At 61.2% G+C, this 19,218-nt stretch carries 21 protein-coding genes; 15 read left to right on the top strand and 6 right to left on the bottom strand.

Annotated features, from left to right (window positions below; genetic code table 11):
• Window positions 1-75 precede the first annotated feature (75 nt).
• Window positions 76-606: a glycosyl transferase gene (locus tag AC0JZ8_RS19240; RefSeq protein WP_092661396.1), complete on the top strand. Its 531-nt coding sequence runs from the start codon at window positions 76-78 to the stop codon at window positions 604-606.
• A 9-nt stretch (window positions 607-615) separates the two neighbouring features.
• Here AC0JZ8_RS19240 and moaB read toward each other — a convergent pair whose 3' ends face one another.
• From moaB to AC0JZ8_RS19220, 4 genes are all read right to left on the bottom strand, one after another.
• A complete protein-coding gene (moaB, locus tag AC0JZ8_RS19235) occupies window positions 616-1,167 on the bottom strand; it encodes a molybdenum cofactor biosynthesis protein B (protein WP_471893219.1) in 552 nt (183 codons plus the stop codon).
• Window positions 1,164-2,081 carry a 4-(cytidine 5'-diphospho)-2-C-methyl-D-erythritol kinase gene (locus tag AC0JZ8_RS19230; protein ID WP_471893218.1) on the bottom strand — a complete coding sequence of 306 codons (918 nt, stop codon included), beginning with the start codon at window positions 2,079-2,081 and terminating at the stop codon, window positions 1,164-1,166. The genes moaB and AC0JZ8_RS19230 overlap by 4 nt, the downstream gene beginning before the upstream one ends.
• 18 nt (window positions 2,082-2,099) lie before the next feature.
• On the bottom strand, window positions 2,100-3,935 hold the full coding sequence (locus AC0JZ8_RS19225; protein ID WP_471893217.1) for a tetratricopeptide repeat protein: 1,836 nt from the start codon (window positions 3,933-3,935) through the stop codon (window positions 2,100-2,102).
• A 192-nt stretch (window positions 3,936-4,127) separates the two neighbouring features.
• On the bottom strand, window positions 4,128-5,144 hold the full coding sequence (locus AC0JZ8_RS19220; protein WP_062453680.1) for a polyprenyl synthetase family protein: 1,017 nt from the start codon (window positions 5,142-5,144) through the stop codon (window positions 4,128-4,130).
• A 106-nt stretch (window positions 5,145-5,250) separates the two neighbouring features.
• Here AC0JZ8_RS19220 and AC0JZ8_RS19215 point away from each other — a divergent pair, with 106 nt between their 5' ends.
• The 4 genes from AC0JZ8_RS19215 to AC0JZ8_RS19200 all read left to right on the top strand — a co-directional run bounded on the left by AC0JZ8_RS19215 (window position 5,251) and on the right by AC0JZ8_RS19200 (window position 7,451).
• A complete protein-coding gene (locus AC0JZ8_RS19215; protein ID WP_062453679.1) occupies window positions 5,251-5,472 on the top strand; it encodes a putative signal transducing protein in 222 nt (73 codons plus the stop codon).
• On the top strand, window positions 5,469-6,275 hold the full coding sequence (locus AC0JZ8_RS19210) for a tRNA1(Val) (adenine(37)-N6)-methyltransferase (protein WP_371816118.1): 807 nt from the start codon (window positions 5,469-5,471) through the stop codon (window positions 6,273-6,275). The genes AC0JZ8_RS19215 and AC0JZ8_RS19210 overlap by 4 nt, the downstream gene beginning before the upstream one ends.
• Before the next feature lie 84 nt (window positions 6,276-6,359).
• Entirely contained in the window at window positions 6,360-7,226 is an 867-nt protein-coding gene (locus tag AC0JZ8_RS19205; protein ID WP_471893216.1) for a S49 family peptidase, read from the top strand.
• A gap of 30 nt (window positions 7,227-7,256) precedes the next feature.
• Window positions 7,257-7,451 (top strand): hypothetical protein, encoded by a 195-nt coding sequence (locus AC0JZ8_RS19200; protein ID WP_184653991.1) that lies wholly within the window; start codon window positions 7,257-7,259, stop codon window positions 7,449-7,451.
• A 253-nt stretch (window positions 7,452-7,704) separates the two neighbouring features.
• Here AC0JZ8_RS19200 and AC0JZ8_RS19195 read toward each other — a convergent pair whose 3' ends face one another.
• Complete coding sequence (locus AC0JZ8_RS19195) at window positions 7,705-9,525, bottom strand: methyl-accepting chemotaxis protein (RefSeq protein WP_471893215.1); 1,821 nt, start codon at window positions 9,523-9,525, stop codon at window positions 7,705-7,707.
• 339 nt (window positions 9,526-9,864) lie between these two features.
• On the opposite strand from AC0JZ8_RS19195, the gene AC0JZ8_RS19190 reads away from it, so the two are divergent.
• The 10 genes from AC0JZ8_RS19190 to AC0JZ8_RS19145 all read left to right on the top strand — a co-directional run bounded on the left by AC0JZ8_RS19190 (window position 9,865) and on the right by AC0JZ8_RS19145 (window position 18,155).
• Window positions 9,865-10,800, top strand: a complete 936-nt coding sequence (locus AC0JZ8_RS19190; protein ID WP_192087167.1) for a glycine--tRNA ligase subunit alpha — start codon at window positions 9,865-9,867, stop codon at window positions 10,798-10,800.
• Window positions 10,801-10,894: 94 nt separating this feature from the next.
• Window positions 10,895-11,446, top strand: a complete 552-nt coding sequence (locus AC0JZ8_RS19185) for a LemA family protein (protein WP_113109574.1) — start codon at window positions 10,895-10,897, stop codon at window positions 11,444-11,446.
• 14 nt (window positions 11,447-11,460) lie between these two features.
• Window positions 11,461-13,374 (top strand): DUF2207 domain-containing protein, encoded by a 1,914-nt coding sequence (locus tag AC0JZ8_RS19180; RefSeq protein WP_471893214.1) that lies wholly within the window; start codon window positions 11,461-11,463, stop codon window positions 13,372-13,374.
• A gap of 51 nt (window positions 13,375-13,425) precedes the next feature.
• Entirely contained in the window at window positions 13,426-13,689 is a 264-nt protein-coding gene (locus tag AC0JZ8_RS19175; protein WP_192076508.1) for a type II toxin-antitoxin system RelE/ParE family toxin, read from the top strand.
• Between the two features lie 30 nt (window positions 13,690-13,719).
• Entirely contained in the window at window positions 13,720-14,016 is a 297-nt protein-coding gene (locus AC0JZ8_RS19170) for a HigA family addiction module antitoxin (protein ID WP_062579372.1), read from the top strand.
• Between the two features lie 96 nt (window positions 14,017-14,112).
• Complete coding sequence (gene glyS / locus AC0JZ8_RS19165; protein WP_471893213.1) at window positions 14,113-16,269, top strand: glycine--tRNA ligase subunit beta; 2,157 nt, start codon at window positions 14,113-14,115, stop codon at window positions 16,267-16,269.
• 60 nt (window positions 16,270-16,329) lie between these two features.
• Window positions 16,330-16,581, top strand: coding sequence for a type II toxin-antitoxin system ParD family antitoxin (locus AC0JZ8_RS19160; protein WP_471893212.1), 252 nt, complete (start codon window positions 16,330-16,332; stop codon window positions 16,579-16,581).
• Window positions 16,574-16,879, top strand: coding sequence for a type II toxin-antitoxin system RelE/ParE family toxin (locus AC0JZ8_RS19155; RefSeq protein WP_092661418.1), 306 nt, complete (start codon window positions 16,574-16,576; stop codon window positions 16,877-16,879). Before AC0JZ8_RS19160 ends, AC0JZ8_RS19155 begins: the two co-directional genes overlap by 8 nt.
• Window positions 16,876-17,361 (top strand): 2-thiouracil desulfurase family protein, encoded by a 486-nt coding sequence (locus AC0JZ8_RS19150; RefSeq protein WP_471893211.1) that lies wholly within the window; start codon window positions 16,876-16,878, stop codon window positions 17,359-17,361. The genes AC0JZ8_RS19155 and AC0JZ8_RS19150 overlap by 4 nt, the downstream gene beginning before the upstream one ends.
• 227 nt (window positions 17,362-17,588) lie before the next feature.
• Window positions 17,589-18,155, top strand: coding sequence for a DUF6101 family protein (locus AC0JZ8_RS19145; RefSeq protein ID WP_471893210.1), 567 nt, complete (start codon window positions 17,589-17,591; stop codon window positions 18,153-18,155).
• A gap of 70 nt (window positions 18,156-18,225) precedes the next feature.
• Here the strand turns inward: AC0JZ8_RS19145 and ubiA are convergent, their stop codons facing one another.
• Window positions 18,226-19,185, bottom strand: a complete 960-nt coding sequence (gene ubiA / locus AC0JZ8_RS19140) for a 4-hydroxybenzoate octaprenyltransferase (RefSeq protein ID WP_471893209.1) — start codon at window positions 19,183-19,185, stop codon at window positions 18,226-18,228.
• Window positions 19,186-19,218 lie beyond the last annotated feature (33 nt).

Raw genomic sequence — 19,218 nt, 5'->3', positions numbered from 1 at the left:
ACATTGAGAACAATGCAAGAACAAACTCGCAAAGGATTTGTGGCAATCCGTTGTGCAATGCGCTAGACATTGAAAATGCTGACTGTTTTGTTGGAATGCCGGGATCAGGAAGCCGAGCTCGCGCAGACGTTGTCCGTCCTTGTTTCCGCCGCGGTGGAGGGGTTGGTCAGCGATGTCGTGGTGCTCGATCACAACTCGCGCGACGGGTCCTCCCGTGTCGCGGATGCGGCCGGCTGCCGTTTCCACAGCGCCTGGGATATCGTCGATATCCTGCACAAGGCGCGCGCCGAATGGCTGCTTCTGCTAGAGCCCGGAGCGCGTCTCCAGGCCGGCTGGATCGACGAGGTGATGGAATATCTGGCGCTCAACCGTCAGCCCGTGCGGTTCTCGCCTTCGCGAACCTACCGCAAGCCGTTCCTTACAAGGATCGTCCGTTCAGTCCCGCCGCTCGAGCAGGGGCTGATCCTGCCGAAGCGCGAAGCCGTCGCGCTCGCAAAGTCCGGCATGGGTCTCGTGGATGTCGCCAAGGCTGTGACGTCAGCCGCAAAGCCGTCGAGACTGGTGAGCGAGATGATCCCGGCGTGGGTTGCCGCGTCCGCGCGATAAATTAGACCGTTACTTGCCCGAACCGCGCCGCAGATGCTCGTCCAGCCGCGCCATAATCTCGATGAAGTTGCAGGGCATGTGGCGGTAGTCCAGCTGCGCTTTCAAGATGCCGTCCCAGGCATCCTTGCAGGCACCGGGAGAGCCTGGCAGCACGAAGATGAAGGTTGCATTGGCAACGCCGCCGGTGGCCCGCGACTGGATCGTCGAAGTACCGATCTTGTCGTAGGAAATCCGGTGAAACACCTCGGAAAACCCGTCCATCTTCTTGTCGAACAGCGGCTCCAGCGCTTCCGGCGTCACGTCGCGGCCGGTAAAGCCGGTTCCTCCGGTGGTGATGACCACGTCGATCTCAGGGTCGAGCGTCCATTCGCGCACCTGGCCGGCAATACGCTCCTTGTCGTCGGGCACGATGGCGCGTGCCCCAAGCCTGTGACCGGCCTCCGCGATACGGGCAACCAGCGTATCGCCAGATTTGTCGTCCACCATAGTCCGGGTATCCGACACGGTCAGTACCGCGATCGAAATAGGAATGAACTCGCGCGTTTCGGCGATCTTGCTCATGGCTTTGCTCCGACGGTTTCGACCGCTTCGAAATACCAGTCCGGCTTCAGGGCGGTCAGCGCCTGCGCGGCGGCTTCCGCGTCTGTCTTCGAAGGGAACACACCGAAACAGGTCGCTCCGGATCCGGACATGCGCACCAGCTCGGCACCTTGCGCTGCGATCATCGCGGAGAGTTCCTCGATCTCGGGGATGAGCGCGCGAGCTGGCGGCTCCAGGTCGTTGCGAAGCGTTTTCAGGTAAGGCAGCCAGCCGCCTGCGTCGGTCGGCGTCGGCGGCAGGGCCGCGTTTTCCTTGTCCACCAGTAGCTTGAAAATCTCAGGCGTCGAGACGCTGATCAGCGTGTTGGCGAGCACGAGGGATAGGGACGGCATGGTCGGCAGCGGTTCAAGCCTTTCGCCGATGCCCTCGGCCAGAACGGCAGCCCCCGTCAGGCACATGGGCACGTCGGCACCCAGCGAAAGGCCAAGCGCCAGAAGGGCTGCTTCCGGTATCTCCGCATTCCACAGCCGGAACAGGCCGCGAAGCGTGGCCGCCGCATCGGCCGATCCGCCTCCGATCCCGGCTGCGATCGGTAGTTTCTTCTCGAGGTGGATCGAAACGGGAGGCGCCGGAAAGCCGTTGGAAACCAGCTGCTGGCGAAAGAGATCGCGCGCCTTGATCACGAGATTGCCTGCCTGACCCGCCTCGTCATTTGAAAGCTCGGACGCAAAGCGGCCGGAAACGGAAAACTCATCCGATTCCGAGAGCGTGAAGGTCAGCTCGTCACCCAGATCGGCGAAGGTGACGACGCTTTCCAGCAGGTGAAACCCGTCATAGCGAAGGCCCACGACATGCAGGCCAAGATTGATCTTCGCAGGCGCAAGTTCTGTCAGGGCCACCTCTGTGGCGGCGTCTTGCGTATCGGATATGGTCATGCTGGAAAGCCCGCTTTATCAGGATTTCTTGTCGGGATTGGCAGGTGCCGGCGGGGCAGGCGGCACTGGTGCTGCCTGGCCGCGATCGGCCGTCGTCGCGTTCGGATCGAGCGGCGGCAGGCCGTTGGCGATCTTTTCCTTGACCATTTCCTTGTTGACGTCCTCGCCTTCGGAAATCAGCGTCCGGTTCCACTGGTAGACCGCTTCCAGCTTGCGGCCGACACGCCAGTAGGCATCGCCCAGATGGTCGTTGATCGTCGCATCGCCGGCCCGCAATTGTACCGCGCGTTCCAGTTCGGTCACGGCTTCATCGAACTTGCCGAGGCGGAAATAGGCCCATCCCAGCGAATCGACGATATAGCCATCGTCCGGCCGCGCATCGACTGCCTTGCGGATCATGTCGAGGCCTTCGGCAAGGTTGAGGTTGAGGTCGACAAGCGAATAGCCGAGATAATTCAGAACCTGCGGCTGCTCGGGATTGAGCTCCAGGGCCCGACGGAAATTCGGCTCGGCCTTGTCGAACTGCTTCAGGCGTTCATAGGAAATGCCGCGCTGGAAGAACACGGTCCAGTCGCCCGGCTTCGGCACGGAGCCGATCATTTCGACAGCCTTGTCGTAATTGGCGGCCATCGCCTTGTAGTCTTTGGCTTCGGAAAGTACGCTGCCATAGGCGATATAGCTGCGGATATCGGCCGGATCCGAATCGATCAGCGCCTTCAGATGGCTCTTTGCTTCGTCGACCTTGCCGGTATCGGACAGGGTGATGCCCAGCTGCAGTTCGGAAATCCGGCGCATCGGGCTGTCGGCCGGCACCTTTGCATAAAGCTCGATGGCGCGTTGCGGCTGTTCCATCTTCTCGGCAATGCCGCCGAGCAGGATCAGCGTATCGGCGCTCTTCGGGTCCATCGCATGGGAGATCTGCAGGTAGAGACCGACCATATCCTCGGCGCCCTGGCGGTTCAGCGCGCCGCCGATCGAAAACAGCACGCCGGCCGCGCCTTCGGCAGCGTTGGTGATCTGCTGCTCGGGCTTCTCGCCCTTTTCAATGCTCTGGCGAAGCGCCTTCAGTGGCGCATAGTTGCTGATCATCTGGTCGCCGACCGAAATTGCGTCGAGCGCCTTCTGCTTGTTGCCGGCAGCGGCTTCAAGACGGGCAAGCGCCATGATGGCGCGCATGAACGTATCGGGCGCTGTCGCAACCGCTTCCTGGTTGGTAATGGCGGTGGTCAGATATTTGCGTGCACTGGCCGTGTCGCCGGCAACCAGCGCCATGGCGCCAAGATGATAGTCCGTAAACACCTTGAACCAGTCGGGCCCCTTGAGGCCGGCAATAGTCGAGATCGCCTGACGGCCGCGGCCTGCGCCGACATCCGCCCACGCCATCATCATCTGGTGGGTCAGCCGGTCAAGATCGTTCGGGCCGGTATAGGCAAGCGTCTTCTTGCCGGCATCGAAGCGCTTGTCGCGGATCGCATCCAGCCCTCGCACGATGCGGGTGATGCGCTCGACGCCGGCATCGTCCTTCAGCCTCTCCGCTTCGCTCAAGCCGCCTTCGAAATCGCCGCTCAGGAACAGCGAAATCATCAGCCGTTCACGGATTTCAAGGTTGGCCGCATCAAAGGACAGCGCCTTGCGATAGAGCGCAATCGCGTTCGCGTAATCATGGTCGACATCGGCGGTGCGGGCAGCGAGGAACGCGCCCGAAAACGACTGCGCGTCGCTGGCATCAAACTTCACGCTCTCCGCGGCGGTCGGCTTCGCCTCTGGCGTCGCCGCTTGCGCTGCACCGGCGAGCATGAGAACGGCTGCGAGCGCTGCGCTGGAAAGCAGACGGAGGCTGTATTTCTGCCGCATAAAAAGAATGCCTTTCGTGGTGGGCCTTGAGCAGGCGACGCTTTGACGGTGGCAAATCGCCACCATCCCGCGCCAATTGAGTCATGACAGAATGGCTTTTTTGAAGCATGTCCGCAAGGAATTCTCCGGCATCGCAGAGAGCGGATGCCGGGCAGGAACGGTCACACCTTCGTCAACGCGACGGAGGGAGCGTCAGTTCACGCGCTGGATGGAGAAGTCGATCACCTCGAGCATCGCGGATTTGAGCGGCGATGCCGGCAGCGGCGCCAGCGCATCGCGGGCAATCGTGCCGTAATGCAGGGCCCGACCGATCGTGTCGTTCAGTGCGTCGTATTTCTTGATCAGGCCCAGCGCCTTTTCAAGATTTTCCTCGCTGCTTTCGCCCTGTTCGATCGCCGTCTTCCAGAATGCCCGTTCCGTTTCGGTACCGCGCCGGTAGGCAAGGATGACCGGAAGCGTGATCTTTCCCTCGCGGAAATCGTCGCCGACATTCTTCCCGAGATCGGCAGCGGTGCCGCCGTAATCGAGCGCGTCATCGACCAGCTGGAAAGCGTAGCCAAGGTTCATGCCATAGGAGCGCATTGCGGAACGCCCGGCCTTGTCGGCATTGGCGATGATCGGGCCGACTTCCGCCGCCGCCGCAAACAACGCCGCCGTCTTGGCGCGAATGACGGAGAGATAGTCGTCCTCGGTGGTTTCCATGTTCTTGGCGACGGAAAGCTGAAGCACTTCGCCTTCCGCAATCACGGAAGCCGCGGTTGCCAGAACGTCCAGCGCTTCAAGCGATCCGACTTCGACCATCATCTTGAAGGACTGGCCGAGCAGAAAGTCGCCGACGAGAACACTGGCCTGGTTGCCCCAGATCATCCGTGCGGTGGATTTGCCGCGGCGCAGATCGCTTTCGTCCACCACATCGTCATGCAGCAGCGTTGCCGTATGCATGAATTCGACGCTGGTCGCGAGCTTCACATGGCCTTCGCCCTTGTAGCCGAACAGCACCGCAGACGCGAGCGTCAGCATCGGCCGAAGCCGCTTGCCGCCCGACGAGATCAGGTGGTTGGCAACTTCCGGGATCATTTGCACGTCGGAGCCTGCCTTCGACAGGATCAGCTGGTTGACCCGCTCCATGTCTCCTCTCGTGAGGTCCACCAGGGGCTTCACGGAAGCAGATTTGTTTTTGCCTTCTTCAAGCGGTATTACGACGCCCAACGACCGGACTCCTAAATTAAGTTCCGGCTTGGACAATAGAAAGCGTGGCAGGATGCGGCAAGTGACAATTCGCTGACCTGCCGTTTTTGAGGGGGATTTTTGCCGCATGCGGGAACTCATTCGCGCTAACGACCCGGTGCTTCTCTCGGTTGCGAGCAGCCTGATGAAGGATGCCGGCATTCATTTCATGGTTGCGGACCAGTCCATGAGCGTGCTCGAAGGCTCGCTCGGCATGCTGTCGAAACGCTTCCTTGTCGAGGAGGAGAGGGGAGATGAAGCCCGCCGCATCCTGATCGATGCCGGCCTGGAGGCGGAGCTTCGCCCGTGACCACGTCCGCCGGCATCCCGCAGGATCTTTCGTCGGACTTCACCATCGATGCGTTTCACCGCGGCCGCTTCCATCTGGTGCAGCCGAAGGGCGGCGGCCACAGGTCCGGCGTGGATGCGATGCTGCTCGCCTCGCTTGTGGCGGACGAACGGTCCGTTTCGGTTGCCGATCTCGGATCCGGCGCCGGTGCCGCAGGACTAGCGGTCGCGAGCCGGCTCGAAAACGCCCGCATCGTTCTGGTCGAGAAGTTGCCGTTGATGGCGGAGTATGCGCGGCGAACGCTGGCTTTGCCGGAAAATGCTTTCCTGTCTGATCGTATCACGGTTCTCGGCGCCGATGTGACGCTCACGGGCAAGGCCCGGGTCGACGCGGGATTGCACGACGGCGTGCACGACCATGTGATCATGAACCCGCCCTTCAACCACGCCGACGACCGCATAACGCCGGATGCCTTGAAGGCCGAAGCGCATGCAATGACCGCTGGCCTGTTCGAAAACTGGCTGCGCACGGCCGCCGCCATCATGAAACCCGGCGGGCAATTGTCGCTGATCGCCCGTCCGGATTCCATCGTCGATATCATCGAGGCCTGCGGCAAGCGCTTCGGCGGGCTTGAAATAACCCCGGTCCACCCCCGCCCGGGCGAGGATGCGACCCGCATTCTGGTAACCGGGGTCAAGGGATCGAGAGCGCGGCTGGTGTTCCGCGCGCCGCTGATCGTGCATGGAGCGGATGGCAATTCCTTCATGTCGCAGGCGGACGATTTGAACAACGGCCGCACCGCCTATCACCGAAGACGGCGGTAAAACCCCGTTTTTAGAGGCTCAGCCATTGTGTTCGCCCTTCGAGAACATACATCCAGGCTTCCGATAGATGCTTGAACAGGATGGATGATGAGCTTCTTGAATCGCCTGCTGCCAAAACGTTTCCGCAAGACCGGTTTGTCGATCCCGGTGGTCCGACTGCATGGCACGATCATGGCGGGCGGCAGCCAGTTCAAGCAGACGCTCAACATCGCAACCGTGGCGCCGATGCTGGAAAAGGCCTTCGCAAAGAAGGATGCGCCGGTCGTTGCCATCTCCATCAATTCGCCGGGCGGCTCGCCTGTCCAGTCGCGCCTGATCTACCAGCGCATCCGGGCGCTCGCCGAGGAAAAGGACAAGAAGGTTCTGATCTTCGTGGAAGATGTGGCAGCGTCCGGCGGCTACATGATTGCCCTTGCCGGCGACGAAATCTTTGCCGATCCGACCTCGATCGTCGGCTCGATCGGCGTCGTGTCTGGTGGTTTCGGCTTCCCGGAAATGCTGAAGAAGATCGGCGTCGAACGCCGCGTCTATACGGCCGGCGAAAACAAGGTGATTCTCGATCCTTTCCAGCCGGAAAAGGAAGGCGACATCGAGTACCTGAAGACGCTGCAGCTCGAGATCCACAAGGTCTTCATCGACATGGTGAAATCGCGCCGCGGGTCGCGGCTTGGCGAAGATAGCACGATTTTCTCCGGGCTCTTCTGGACTGGCACCCGTGGCCTCGAACTCGGCCTCATCGATGGGCTGGGCGAGATGCGCGATGTGATTAAGCGCCGTTTCGGCAAGGATGCCAAGCTGGAGCTGATCGGCGGCACGCGGACCCTGTTCGGTCGCCGGGTGCCGGGCGTTGCGCTAGGATCCGCCAATCTGGGGGAAATTGCCTCAGGCGCCACGGCAGGTCTTGCCGAAGGCCTGGAAGAACGGGCAATGTGGAGCCGCTTCGGGCTCTGATATGCCCGCCTTATAAGGTTTCGACGGGAAATGGCTCAGCTCATACTTCTGGCCCTGCTGATCGGCGGCGGATGGATGCTCTACAAGCGCTTCATCAAGGACGCCGAAAAACTGACGGCCCGCACGCGCCGTGAGGAAGAGCAGCAACGCACCGGCGCCATGGGAACGCTGGAAAAGGATCCGGTGACGGGCGAATACCGGGTCAAGCGCGACGACGACGTCTGATCGGGCTGTCGCCGGCGGATAGTCGCTGTCGATACGGTTTGAAGACATAGACTTTGATATCGCGCTCATGGCCGCGTCACCCGCTTGCCACGTTGCTCCATCCTCTTCTCGCGCTCTCGTTCATTCCGGCGCCCACGCCTCCCTCTCTTCCCTGACAAGCACAGGAATGAGGGAGGTTGGCGCTCCACATACAAAAAAAGCAGCGTCCGTTCCCGGGCGCTGCTTTTGCGTTGGTAGTTCCTGGCTCCGATGATCAGGCAGCCCGGCGTGTCTTGTCATGCTTTGTGGCAGCGGGCCGGCCGAGTGTGAACTGTGAGATCAGTTCGTGCAGGCGGTGGCTTTCGGTGGCCAATGAGGCGCTGGCGGCGCTGGTTTCCTCCACCATCGCTGCATTGCGCTGCGTCACCTGGTCCATCTGGTTGACGGCTGTATTGACCTCGGCAAGACCGACCGACTGCTCGCGCGACGACGTTGCGATCGCGTCCATATGCTGGTTGATGGTGATGATGTAGTCGCCGATCACCTTCAGGGAGCCGCCGGTTTCCCGCACCAGTTTCACACCGCTCTCGACCTCTGTCGTCGAATTCCGGATCAGTTCCTTGATCTCCTTGGCGGCCCGAGCAGAGCGCTGCGCCAGCTCGCGGACTTCCTGTGCGACCACCGCAAAGCCCTTGCCGGCCTCACCGGCGCGTGCGGCCTCGACGCCCGCATTGAGCGCCAAAAGGTTGGTCTGAAAGGCGATCTCGTCGATGACGCCGATGATGCTGGAGATCTGTCCCGAGGACTCCTCAATCCGCTGCATCGCATCGACCGCACTGGCAACGACGATGCCGGACTGGGTGGCGCTGGCATTGGCCTGGATCGCGATCGCGCGGGCTTCGTCGGCGCGCTTGGAGGCGTTGGCGACATTGATGGTGATCTGGTCGAGCGCCGCAGCGGTTTCTTCAAGCGAGGCGGCCTGCTGTTCCGTGCGTTTCGACAGGTCGTCCGAACTGATGCTGATTTCGCGGGTGCCGGTGTCGATAGAGCCTGCCGCCTGTGCGACGGTGGTCAGCGTCTGGTCAAGCTGGTGTACGGCTGTGTTCAGGTCGTGCCGCAGCGCTTCAAAATCAGGTGCGAAAGCGTCCGAGAGATGAAAGCTGAGATCGCCTGCCGCGAGCTTTCGCAGCCCGCCCGCCAGGCTGGAGGTTGCCTCGTGCAGCATCACGCGGGCTGCCGCTTCTGCTTCCCTGGTCACCCGGATGCGATCGGCTTCGTTGCGCTCCCGCGCGGCAATCGCCTCCGCTTCCAGTCGCTTGTTGGTAATCGCTGCCTGCCGGAACACCTCGACAGCCGTCGCCATCTCGCCGATTTCGTCGGTGCGATTGATCCCCGTGATGGACAGCGCCGTGTTGCCTCCGACCAGCTTCTGCATGTCGCCTGCAAGAAAGCGGATCGGCTGAATGATGGTCTTTCGCGATACGAACAGCAGGACAAGCGCAGATACGGCCGTTGCGGCCAGCACAGTCTTGAGGATCGTGTCGATCAGAACCGCCAGCCGGTCGCTGTTGAGCTTGACGCCGTCGGACAGCGACGAGATGCTATCGCCTGCTTTTTCCATGGCGGTTTCGAGGATCGAGAATTGCTGCTGGAATGCAGGCAGCGACAACAGTGCTTGATCCGGGTGGCTCGCTGCCTGCGCGACAATGGCGCTGGCATTGTCGATGTAACCGCGCAGAGGCGTATCCAGGTTTTTAAGAACAGCCTGTATCTCGGGATCGGTCACCAGAGCCTTGTTGTCGTCGATTGCCTTGCGGAACGACTCGACATGCTCTTTCAGATCCGAGGTGACGTCAGCGGTGGAGATCTCGCCTTGTGCATTGCGCGCCATCAGAGCCGAAAGAACATCGGCGCGCAGGGCGTCGTGCATCATGTCGGCCTGCATATGATTGCGCAAAATCTCGGCGGTGCGCGCGACGGTATCGACATTGTTCGTCAGCGTCGTCGAACCCCAAATCCCGGCTCCGGCAGCACCGCCCGCAAGCACGAACATCGCAAGGCTCGTAAAGATCATCTTGGTACGAATTGTTACCATTTCAATCGTCCTATTGTGCGGATTTGTTGAAATTTAGCATAGTTTACTTAAGAAAAATGAAACGTTCCGACGCCCGGTCCGGTCTGGGTCGTTCTATACTTGGCAATAAAATCAGAGATTTATCCGAACGGTGCTTTGAACCATAGGTGACCTGCCCCTGCGTGAATTGCGATTGATCAAGTGACGTTTGGCCCGGCGATGTCGCGGTTCGCAACGGCGGCCGCAGGCGGGCGAATGCCGCAAAACTCTTGACCCCCAGTCCCGCCCGTGGCACCTGACGCCACCGGAAATAAGCAAATAGCGACCAGTCCCATGACCGCCACGACCCTGCCAGATCACATGAACCCGAAGCGCTCGTTCCAAGCGCTGATCCTGACCTTGCATGCCTATTGGGCTGACAAGGGATGTGCGGTCCTGCAGCCATACGACATGGAAGTCGGTGCCGGCACGTTCCATCCGGCCACAACGCTGCGCGCGCTTGGTCCGAAGCCTTGGAAAGCTGCCTATGTGCAGCCCTCGCGTCGCCCGTCCGATGGTCGCTACGGCGAAAATCCCAACCGGTTGCAGCACTATTACCAGTATCAGGTCATCCTGAAGCCGAACCCGTCCAACCTGCAGGAACTCTATCTCGGCTCGCTGGCCGCGATCGGTCTTGATCCGCTTCTGCACGATGTGCGCTTTGTCGAGGACGACTGGGAAAGCCCGACGCTCGGCGCCTGGGGTCTCGGCTGGGAATGCTGGTGCGACGGCATGGAAGTCTCGCAGTTCACATACTTCCAACAGGTCTGCGGCATCGAATGCTCGCCGGTCGCCGGCGAACTGACCTACGGTCTCGAGCGGCTGGCCATGTATGTCCAGGGCGTCGACAACGTCTATGACCTGAATTTCAACGGCCGCGAAGGCGAAGAGAAGATCTCCTACGGCGATGTCTTCCTGCAGGCAGAGCAGGAATATTCCCGCCACAACTTCGAATTCGCCAACACCGAAATGCTGCACCGTCACTTCATCGATGCCGAAAAGGAATGCCAGGCGCTGCTCGCTTTCGGCGCGCCGAGGGATCAGGCGAACCAGATGCTGCACAAATGCGTCTTCCCGGCCTATGACCAGTGCATCAAGGCATCCCACGTGTTCAACCTGCTGGATGCCCGCGGCGTGATTTCGGTCACCGAACGCCAGAGCTATATCCTGCGGGTGCGCACACTGGCCAAGGCCTGCGGCGAAGCCTTCCTGCTGACGGATGCCGGCGGCGCCAAACTCGGCCGGGAAGCTGCCTAGAGCGTTTCCGGGCTAACCCACCGATTTCCAGTGACAATTCACTGAACCCGACTTAGTCTCCGCCCGGCTATTGTTATCCGGGGGAGTTCTCGTCATGTATATCGCGCTCGGCATTCTTGCCCTCGTGGCTGTCTATCTCGTCGTCATCTATAACGGCCTCGTCAAGGCGCGACAGATGGCCGAGGAAGCCTGGTCCGGCATCGACGTGCAGCTGAAGCGTCGCGCCGATCTGATCCCCAACCTGATCGAGACCGTCAAGGGCTACGCGGCCCACGAAAAGGGCACGTTCGAAGAGGTGGTGCGGCTGCGCAACCAGGCGCAGGCGGTGCCGGCCGGCGACGTCGCGGGCCGTGCCCAGGCCGAAGGCATGCTTTCTCAAGCGCTCGGGAAACTGTTTGCACTCGCGGAAGCCTATCCGGATCTCAAGGCCAACCAGAATTTCTCCGAGCTGCAGGCCTCGCTCGAAACCATCGAAAGCGAAGTCCAGATGTCGCGCCGCTATTACAACGGTGCTGCGCGCGAACTGAACGTCAAGGTGGAAACCTTTCCTAACAACCTTGTTGCCGGCCAGTTCGGCTTCTCCAAGCGCGAATACTTCGAGATCACCAACGAAGCCGATCGCGCCGTTCCCACCGTGAAATTCTAAAGAGGAGCCGGCTGATGGTTCGGCGCCTTGTTCTCGCTGTTGTGCTTGTCTGCGCGGCATGGCTTCCGGCCGCTGCCGAAGAGTATATCCGCAGCTACCATTCCGAAATCGCAGTCGCGCCGGATGGCGAGCTTAAGGTGACCGAGACGATCGTCGCCACGTCGGAAGGTAACCGCATCCGCCGCGGCATCTTCCGCGATTTTCCGCTGACCATGGTCGATGCTGAGGGACGCACGGTCCGCGTCGGCTTCGATATCGTCTCCGTCACCCGCGATGGCCGCGATGAGCCCTACCGCACCGAGACGATCGCCGGCGGTATCCGCATCTATTCCGGAGACCAGGACGTTTTTCTGCGCGACGGCGAGCATACATTCGTGCTCACCTACAAAACAGACCGGCAGATCCGCTACTTTACCGATCACGACGAACTCTACTGGAACGTCACAGGCAACGGCTGGGATTTCCGCATCACCCAGGCCTCGGCCAGGGTCACGCTGCCGGATGGCGGGCAGGTGCAGCAGACGGCCGCCTTCACCGGCCCGCTCGGCTCGACCGCCCGCAATGCCCGCATGCAGGCAAACGGTGACAATGCTGTCTTCTCGACGACGCGACCGCTCGGCCCGCAGGAAGGGCTGACGATTTTTGCCGGCTTTCCGAAAGGTGTCGTGGCCGTACCCTCCAAGGATCAGGAACGCAGCTGGTGGCTACGCGACCATATGGGCACGCTGATCGCCGGCGCCGGCCTCCTAATCGTGCTGGCCTACTATTTTGCCGTCTGGAAACGCGTCGGCCGCGATCCGGCGCGCGGCATCGTCGTTCCGCGCTGGGATGCGCCGGAAGGCCTGTCCCCGGCGCTGGTCAACTATATCGACAACAAGGGCTTTTCCGGTGGCGGCTGGACCGCCTTTGCGGCGAGCGCCATCGATCTTGCCGTCAAGGGCTATGTCGTGCTCGATGATCTCTCAAAGCAGATCGTCATCAGGCGCACCGACAAGGGGAGCGGCCGCGATCTGCCCGCCGGTCAGTCCGTGATTCTCTCGGCAGTCGGCGGCAAGGGTGAAAGCTTCGTCATCGACAAGAACAACGGCACCACTGTGCAGACCGTCGGAAAGAATTTCCGGCAGGCGATCGAACGCGAACATCGCGGCAAATATTACAACGCCAACTGGGGCTATGTGCTCGGCGGCATCGGCCTCAGCGTCATCTTTCTCATAGCCTTGCTCGTGTTCGGCAATCTGGATCCGGATATGGTCGCCGTGCTGATTGTGCCGGTCTTCGTCGCTGTCTTCTTCGGCTTCATCGCGGTCGGCTTCGGCAAGAAGCTGCGGCGCGGCTCGTCGCTGTTTGGCCGCATCATGACCGTAGTCGTGCTCGGCTTTATCGGCCTCGTCGCGCTCTCCATCGTCTCCTCGGTTCTGGTGGCGCTCGTCTCCGAACTCACCGGCACCGATCACTGGCCGCTGCTCGTATCGGTCGGCGGCATCGTGCTCGCCAACGTCATGTTCTTCTTCCTGATGGGCGCGCCGACACCGATCGGCGCCAAGCTGATGGACGGGATCGAAGGCCTGCGCCTGTATCTGACCGTCGCCGAGAAGGACCGCATGAACATGGCCGGCGCACCGGAAATGTCGCCGCAGCATTTCGAAAAGCTTTTGCCCTATGCAGTAGCGCTCGGCGTCGAGAAGCCGTGGAGCCAGGCATTCGACACCTGGCTTGCGGCAGCCGGTCTCGGCGCCGCCTACACCGCCGCCTGGTATCACGGCGGCGGCTTCAACAGTTTCGGAGACCGCATCGGCGGCTTCTCCTCCTCCATGGCCTCGACCATATCCTCGACCCTGCCACAACCCACATCCTCCTCATCCTCAGGCTTCTTCACCGGCGGCTCCTCGGGTGGCGGCGGCGGTGGAGGCGGGGGAGGCGGCTGGTAAGCGCGACCCGTTGATGATTGTATCATGGCATGATACAGAAAGGTCTGCGACGTGATACGATCCTTCGGCAATGCGATGACCGAAGCGGTTGCCAACGGCAAACTGCCGAAAGGATTTCCGTCGGATATCGCGCGGCGCGCTGTTCGAAAGCTGACCATGATCGAGAACGCCGTGGAACTCATCGACCTTCGCTCGCCACCGGGTAATCACCTGGAAGCCTTGAGGGGAGATCGCTCGGGCCAGCATTCGATCCGCATCAACGATCAGTGGCGCGTGTGCTTTACGTGGTCGGATGGCGGCGCCGAACAGGTCTAGATCGTCGATTATCATTGAGGGAGAACAGTCATGGCAAGTGTCCTTCCACCGGTGCATCCGGGTGAAATCCTCCGCGAGGAATATCTCGTTCCCTTGCGGATGAGCGCCAGTGCGCTGTCTAAGAAACTCAACGTTCCCCGCACACGGATTGAGCGCCTGGCCGCAGAGCAGACGGCAGTGACGCCAGATACGGCCCTCAGGCTCGCGCGCTTCTTCAATACGACGCCCGAATTCTGGATGAACCTGCAGATCAGCTACGACCTGAAGATCGAGATTGCGGCAAAGAAGGATGAGATCGCGGCGATCCCCGTCATGAGTGCTGCCTAAGCATCGACAGACTTTCACCAACCCAAGTGATGACTTTTGCCGGCGGGCTTGCTAAGTCCGCCGCGACGTTATTTTCCAGCGCAAAGACATGAAACCATGCCCGATCTGCTCCTAGAACTCCGCTCCGAGGAAATTCCGGCCCGCATGCAGCGCAAGGCTGCCGGCGATCTGAGGAAACTCGTTACCGATGCGCTGGTGGATGCGGGCCTGACCTATGAGGGCGTTCGCGAATACTGGACGCCGCGGCGCCTCACGCTGGATATCCGCGGCCTCAATGCGCGCTCGGCCGATCAGCGCGAGGAGATCAAGGGCCCATCCACCAAGGCACCGGAACAGGCAATCGCCGGCTTCCTGCGCAAGGCCGGCCTCACCGATATTGCGCAAGCCCAAGTCGCCAGCGATCCGAAAAAGGGCGATTTCTACGTGGCCGTCGTCTCCAAGTCCGGCCGTGCGGCGGAAGAGATCATCGAAGCTGTTATGCCCGGCATCATTCGCTCCTTCCCCTGGCCGAAATCCATGCGCTGGGGTGCCGCCTCCATGCCGAAGGGCGCAAGCTTCGGCGGTATCGAGGGCAAGGGGTCTGAAAGCCTGCGCTGGGTGCGCCCGCTGCAATCGATCGTCTGCATGTTCGGCACCGAGCATGAAGAAACCAAGGTCATTCCGTTCCAGATCGACGGCATCACCGCAGGCAATGTCACCTATGGCCACCGCTTCCATGCGCCTGAGGCCATAACCGTGCGCCGCTTCGACGACTATGTGTCGAACCTCGAAAAGGCGAAGGTCATGCTCGATGCGGATCGCCGCAAGGACATGATCCTGCACGATGCCCGCGACATCGCGTTTGCCAACGGTCTCGACCTCGTCGAGGACGAAGGCCTGCTGGAGGAAGTCTCCGGCCTCGTCGAATGGCCGCATGTTCTGCTCGGCACGTTCGAGCAAGACTATCTGGAAATCCCGGCCGAGATCATCCGTCTCACCATCAAGACAAACCAGAAATGCTTCGTCACCCGTCGTCAGGGTGCTGACGATGGCAGCCTGTCCAACCACTTCATCCTCATCTCGAATATCGAGGCCAAGGATGGCGGCAAGGAAATCGTTCACGGCAACGGCAAGGTCGTGCGCGCGCGCCTCTCCGACGCCCGCCATTTCTGGACCCGCGACCAGGGCGACCTGCCGGATCTCGCGACACTCGAAGCCTCGGCCCAAAAATTCGGCCTCGATCTCAAGAAGCCGCTCGACCAGCGCATGGCAAAGCTCGATGCGCTCAACGTCACCTTCCACGCCAAGCTCGGCAGCCAGGGTGAACGCGTCACCCGCATCCGCGCACTGGCAAAGGAACTGGCACCGATCACCGGCGCCGATCCGGTTCTGGTCGATCGTGCCGCCGTGCTCGCCAAGGCGGACCTGCGCACCGAAGCCGTCGGCGAATTCCCGGAACTGCAGGGCCTGATGGGCCGCCGCTATGCGCTGCTGCAGGGCGAAGACGCATCGGTTGCCGCCGCCATCGAAGACCACTGGAAGCCGAACGGCCCCTCCGACCGCCTGCCGGAAGACAAGGTCGGCCTGACGCTCGCACTCGCCGACAAGCTCGACACGCTCGTCGGCTTCTGGGCCATCGACGAAAAGCCGACAGGCTCCAAGGACCCCTATGCGCTGCGCCGTGCAGCGCTGGGTGTCGTGCGTATTTTGCTCGAGCGGAAGGTGCGGTTGCCGTTGCTTGCGGTCACCAAGGATGCAGACCTCCTCTCCTTCTTCCACGACCGCCTCAAAGTCTATCTGCGCGACCTCGGCGCCCGTCATGACATCATCGATGCGGTACTGACGCCGGATGCTGACGATCTGCTGCTGGTCGCCCGTCGTGCCGAAGCGCTGACGGCCTTCATCACCTCCGAGGACGGAAAGAACCTGCTCGCCGGCACCAAGCGCGCCACCCAGCTGTTGGCCGCCGAGGAGAAGAAGGGCACCGTCGTTGCCGATGGCGTTTCGGAAGCTCTCCTGACGCTCGATGCCGAAAAGGCGCTCTGGGCGGCGATTTCGCAAGCCTCGAAGGAAGCCTCCGACGCGGTTGCCAAGGAAGATTTCCGCTCGGCCATGGAAGCCCTGTCGAAGCTCCGCGTCCCGGTCGATACGTTCTTCGGGGATGTTCTCGTCAATGACGAGGATGCAGCGATCCGCGCCAACCGCCTCGCTCTCCTGAAGGCGATCCGCGAGGCGACAGCCACCGTTGCGGACTTCTCCCGCATCGTGTCCTAACCTTTGTTCTCCATCGGCTCCGTGCTATCTTCATAGCGTGGAGCCGATAGGACAAAGCCCATGAACAAGCCCGTGCAGATCACCCTCGGCGAACCCTTCGCAGACTTCGTCGAAAACGAAGTGGAAAGCGGCCGTTTCGCCTCGCCCCAGGCCGTCATCGAAGCCGGCTTGCGCCTGCTCGAGAAAGACCACGCCAAATATGGAAAGCTGCGCGCGCTTCTGATCGAGGGCGAAAACAGCGGTCCGGCTGAGGTTTTCGATCGCGATGCGCTCATGGCATCGATAAAAAAGTCCTGGCAAGAACGTGGTTGATGTCCGGATACGTAGAACGGCTAAGGTCGACCTGCACGATATCGGCAAATATACCCGAAGCATCTGGTCGGCCAAGCAGGCAGAACGATATATCGATGACATCATGGACGTGATCGAGCTGATAGCGGAGCATCCGCTGTCGGGGCAGAACCTGTCTGGGATCCGCCATTCCTATCGCCGGCGCCGAGCCGGACATCACCTCGTATTCTACGCAGTCGTTCCGGACGGATCGGTCGAAATCATCCGCATCCTGCACGAAAAGAGCGACGCCCTCCGGCATCTCGATCCATCCGCATGACACGACAAAAGATCCTCATCAGCGCCTGCCTTCTCGGCCATGCCGTCCGTTATGATGGCACGGGCAAGCCGCTCGTTCATCCGGCGATCGAGCGGTGGCGGGAGGAGGGGCGTCTGGTGACGATCTGTCCGGAGCTCGCGGGCGGCATGAGCGTGCCGCGTCCGCCAGCCGAGATCGAGAATGGCATGACGGGCGAGGACGTGCTTGCCGGCCGCGCCCGCGTGCTCGAAATCACCGGCAGCGACGTGACGGCGGAGTTTGTGGCCGGTGCCCGCCGGGCGCTGGATTTTGCCAGGGAAAACGGTTGCACCCATGCGCTGCTGATCGACGGCAGCCCGTCCTGCGGCTCGGGCCTGATCTATGACGGGTCGTTTTCCGGGAGAAAGCACGCCGGCAACGGCGTCACCGCGGCGCTGCTTATCTCCGCGGGAATAGAGGTGTTTTCCCATACCGAGATCGACCGTCTCACTGTGCGGGTCTGATCCGTCCCGATGGGGCACACACTTGATCCCGTTCATCCTTCGGAAACTTAAAGCATATGCGGTTTCGCTAACCATTCAAAACGGCAGGTTTTCCTTAACCGCGATTTTTAAGCAGTCTCGAACAGCGCCCGCTTATTGTGAGCCTATCAGAGGACATAAGTCCCGCAGAGATACGCAGCCGGAAACACCGGAAACGGCTCTCAGGTAAAACAAGGGTAGCACAACCGATGACGAATACCGTTCTGAAGCCCGTCTGGGCAGGGTCGACATTGAGGATCGATCCGTCACGTTTTCCGCAGCAGGTCACCTATGCGATGAACGAGACGTCAGGAGATGTAACAATCACCATCGACGAGCGCGGAGCTGTTCTGCGCAAGATCCTGCCGGAAAGCGGTCTGCCGCTTTCCTTCGCTCTCCCGGCCCGCGCCTTCAAGGGTGTGGCCGCCCGCGCCATCGATCATGGCGATGGCGACGTCACTGTCACGCTTGAACTGCATCACGATGATCCGGATCTCTGCATCCCGCTTCTCGTCGCCCACGATCTCTGCGATATCGCTGCAGACTGGCGCAGCTGGTCGGATGCGTTCCGCATTCCGATGCTGATGGTCGAAGCCGATGGCATTGCCCGTCCGCTGGAAAACCACCTCGGCGACATTCGCACCGCCACGACCAAGCCGCGCCGCCGCCATTCCTATTTCGCAGAGCGCCGCCCGCGTTTCCTGGTGCGCCGCGCAACCGGCAGCCTCGGTGTTATCATGAAGATCGAAGGCAAGGAAATCATCGCGCGGCGTTAAGAGACGTACTCTTAAGAACCACCGCCCGCGAAAGTGCGAAGCCCGGCCGAACAGCCGGGCTTTTCCATGTTTACAATATAAGGCCCAAAATCAGTCCGCCGAACAGGACGGCGCCGACTTGTGTATTGAACTTGAACAGTTTGAGACACTGGTCGGGATTGTCGATATCGATGATCAGGATCTGCCAGGCGAGCATGACGGTCGCGGCGATCAATCCGACATAGGCGAAGAAACCCGCATCGCCGGCAATGTAGGAAAACAGCAGAAACACCAGCGTCAGACCGTAAAGCCCGATCAGCCAGGCCTTGGTATTGTCCCCGAACAGTCTTGCCGTGGAGCGCACGCCAACCAGAGCGTCGTCCTCCTTGTCCTGATGGGCATAGATCGTGTCGTAACCGATCGTCCAGGCAACGGCTGCCGCATAAAGCCATATCGGCGCCCAGGAAAGGCTCCCGAACACGCCGGCCCAGCCCATCAGCGCACCCCAGGAAAACGCCAGTCCCAGAAAGAACTGCGGCCAGTCGGTAAACCGCTTGGCAAACGGATAGATCGCGACGACCAGAAGCGACGCAATGCCGAGAAGGATGGAAAACGTATTGAACTGCAACAGCACGATCAGGCCGACCAGCGCCTGAACCGCCAGAAACACCTTCGCCTCGAAGCGGGAGACCCGGCCGGAGGGAAGTGGCCGCGAGCGGGTGCGCGCCACCTCATTGTCAATTTCGTGGTCGATCAGGTCGTTATAGGTGCAGCCGGCGCCGCGCATCGCCACGGCACCGATGAAGAACAGCACCAGATGCGAGATCAGCTGCCAGGGCTGGAACAGCCCCTCGTCCACCGCGGCATTGGCGGCAAGGGCTGCCGACCAGAAACACGGCCACATCAGCAACTGCCAGCCGATCGGCCGGTCCCAGCGCGCCAGCTGCGCGTAGGGCCAGGCGGCGCGCGGCAGCACCTGATAGACGAAATTGTCGGATGGAGCGTCTGAGACGCGGCCGCCGAAAGCATCGGAATTTGGTTTCTCGGTCATAGCCGATGTCATGCCCCCCGTGGTGGAAATCGT

The sequence above is a fragment of the Velazquezella soli genome (assembly GCF_977018685.1).
This window is presented reverse-complemented; position numbering and strand designations above follow the sequence as displayed.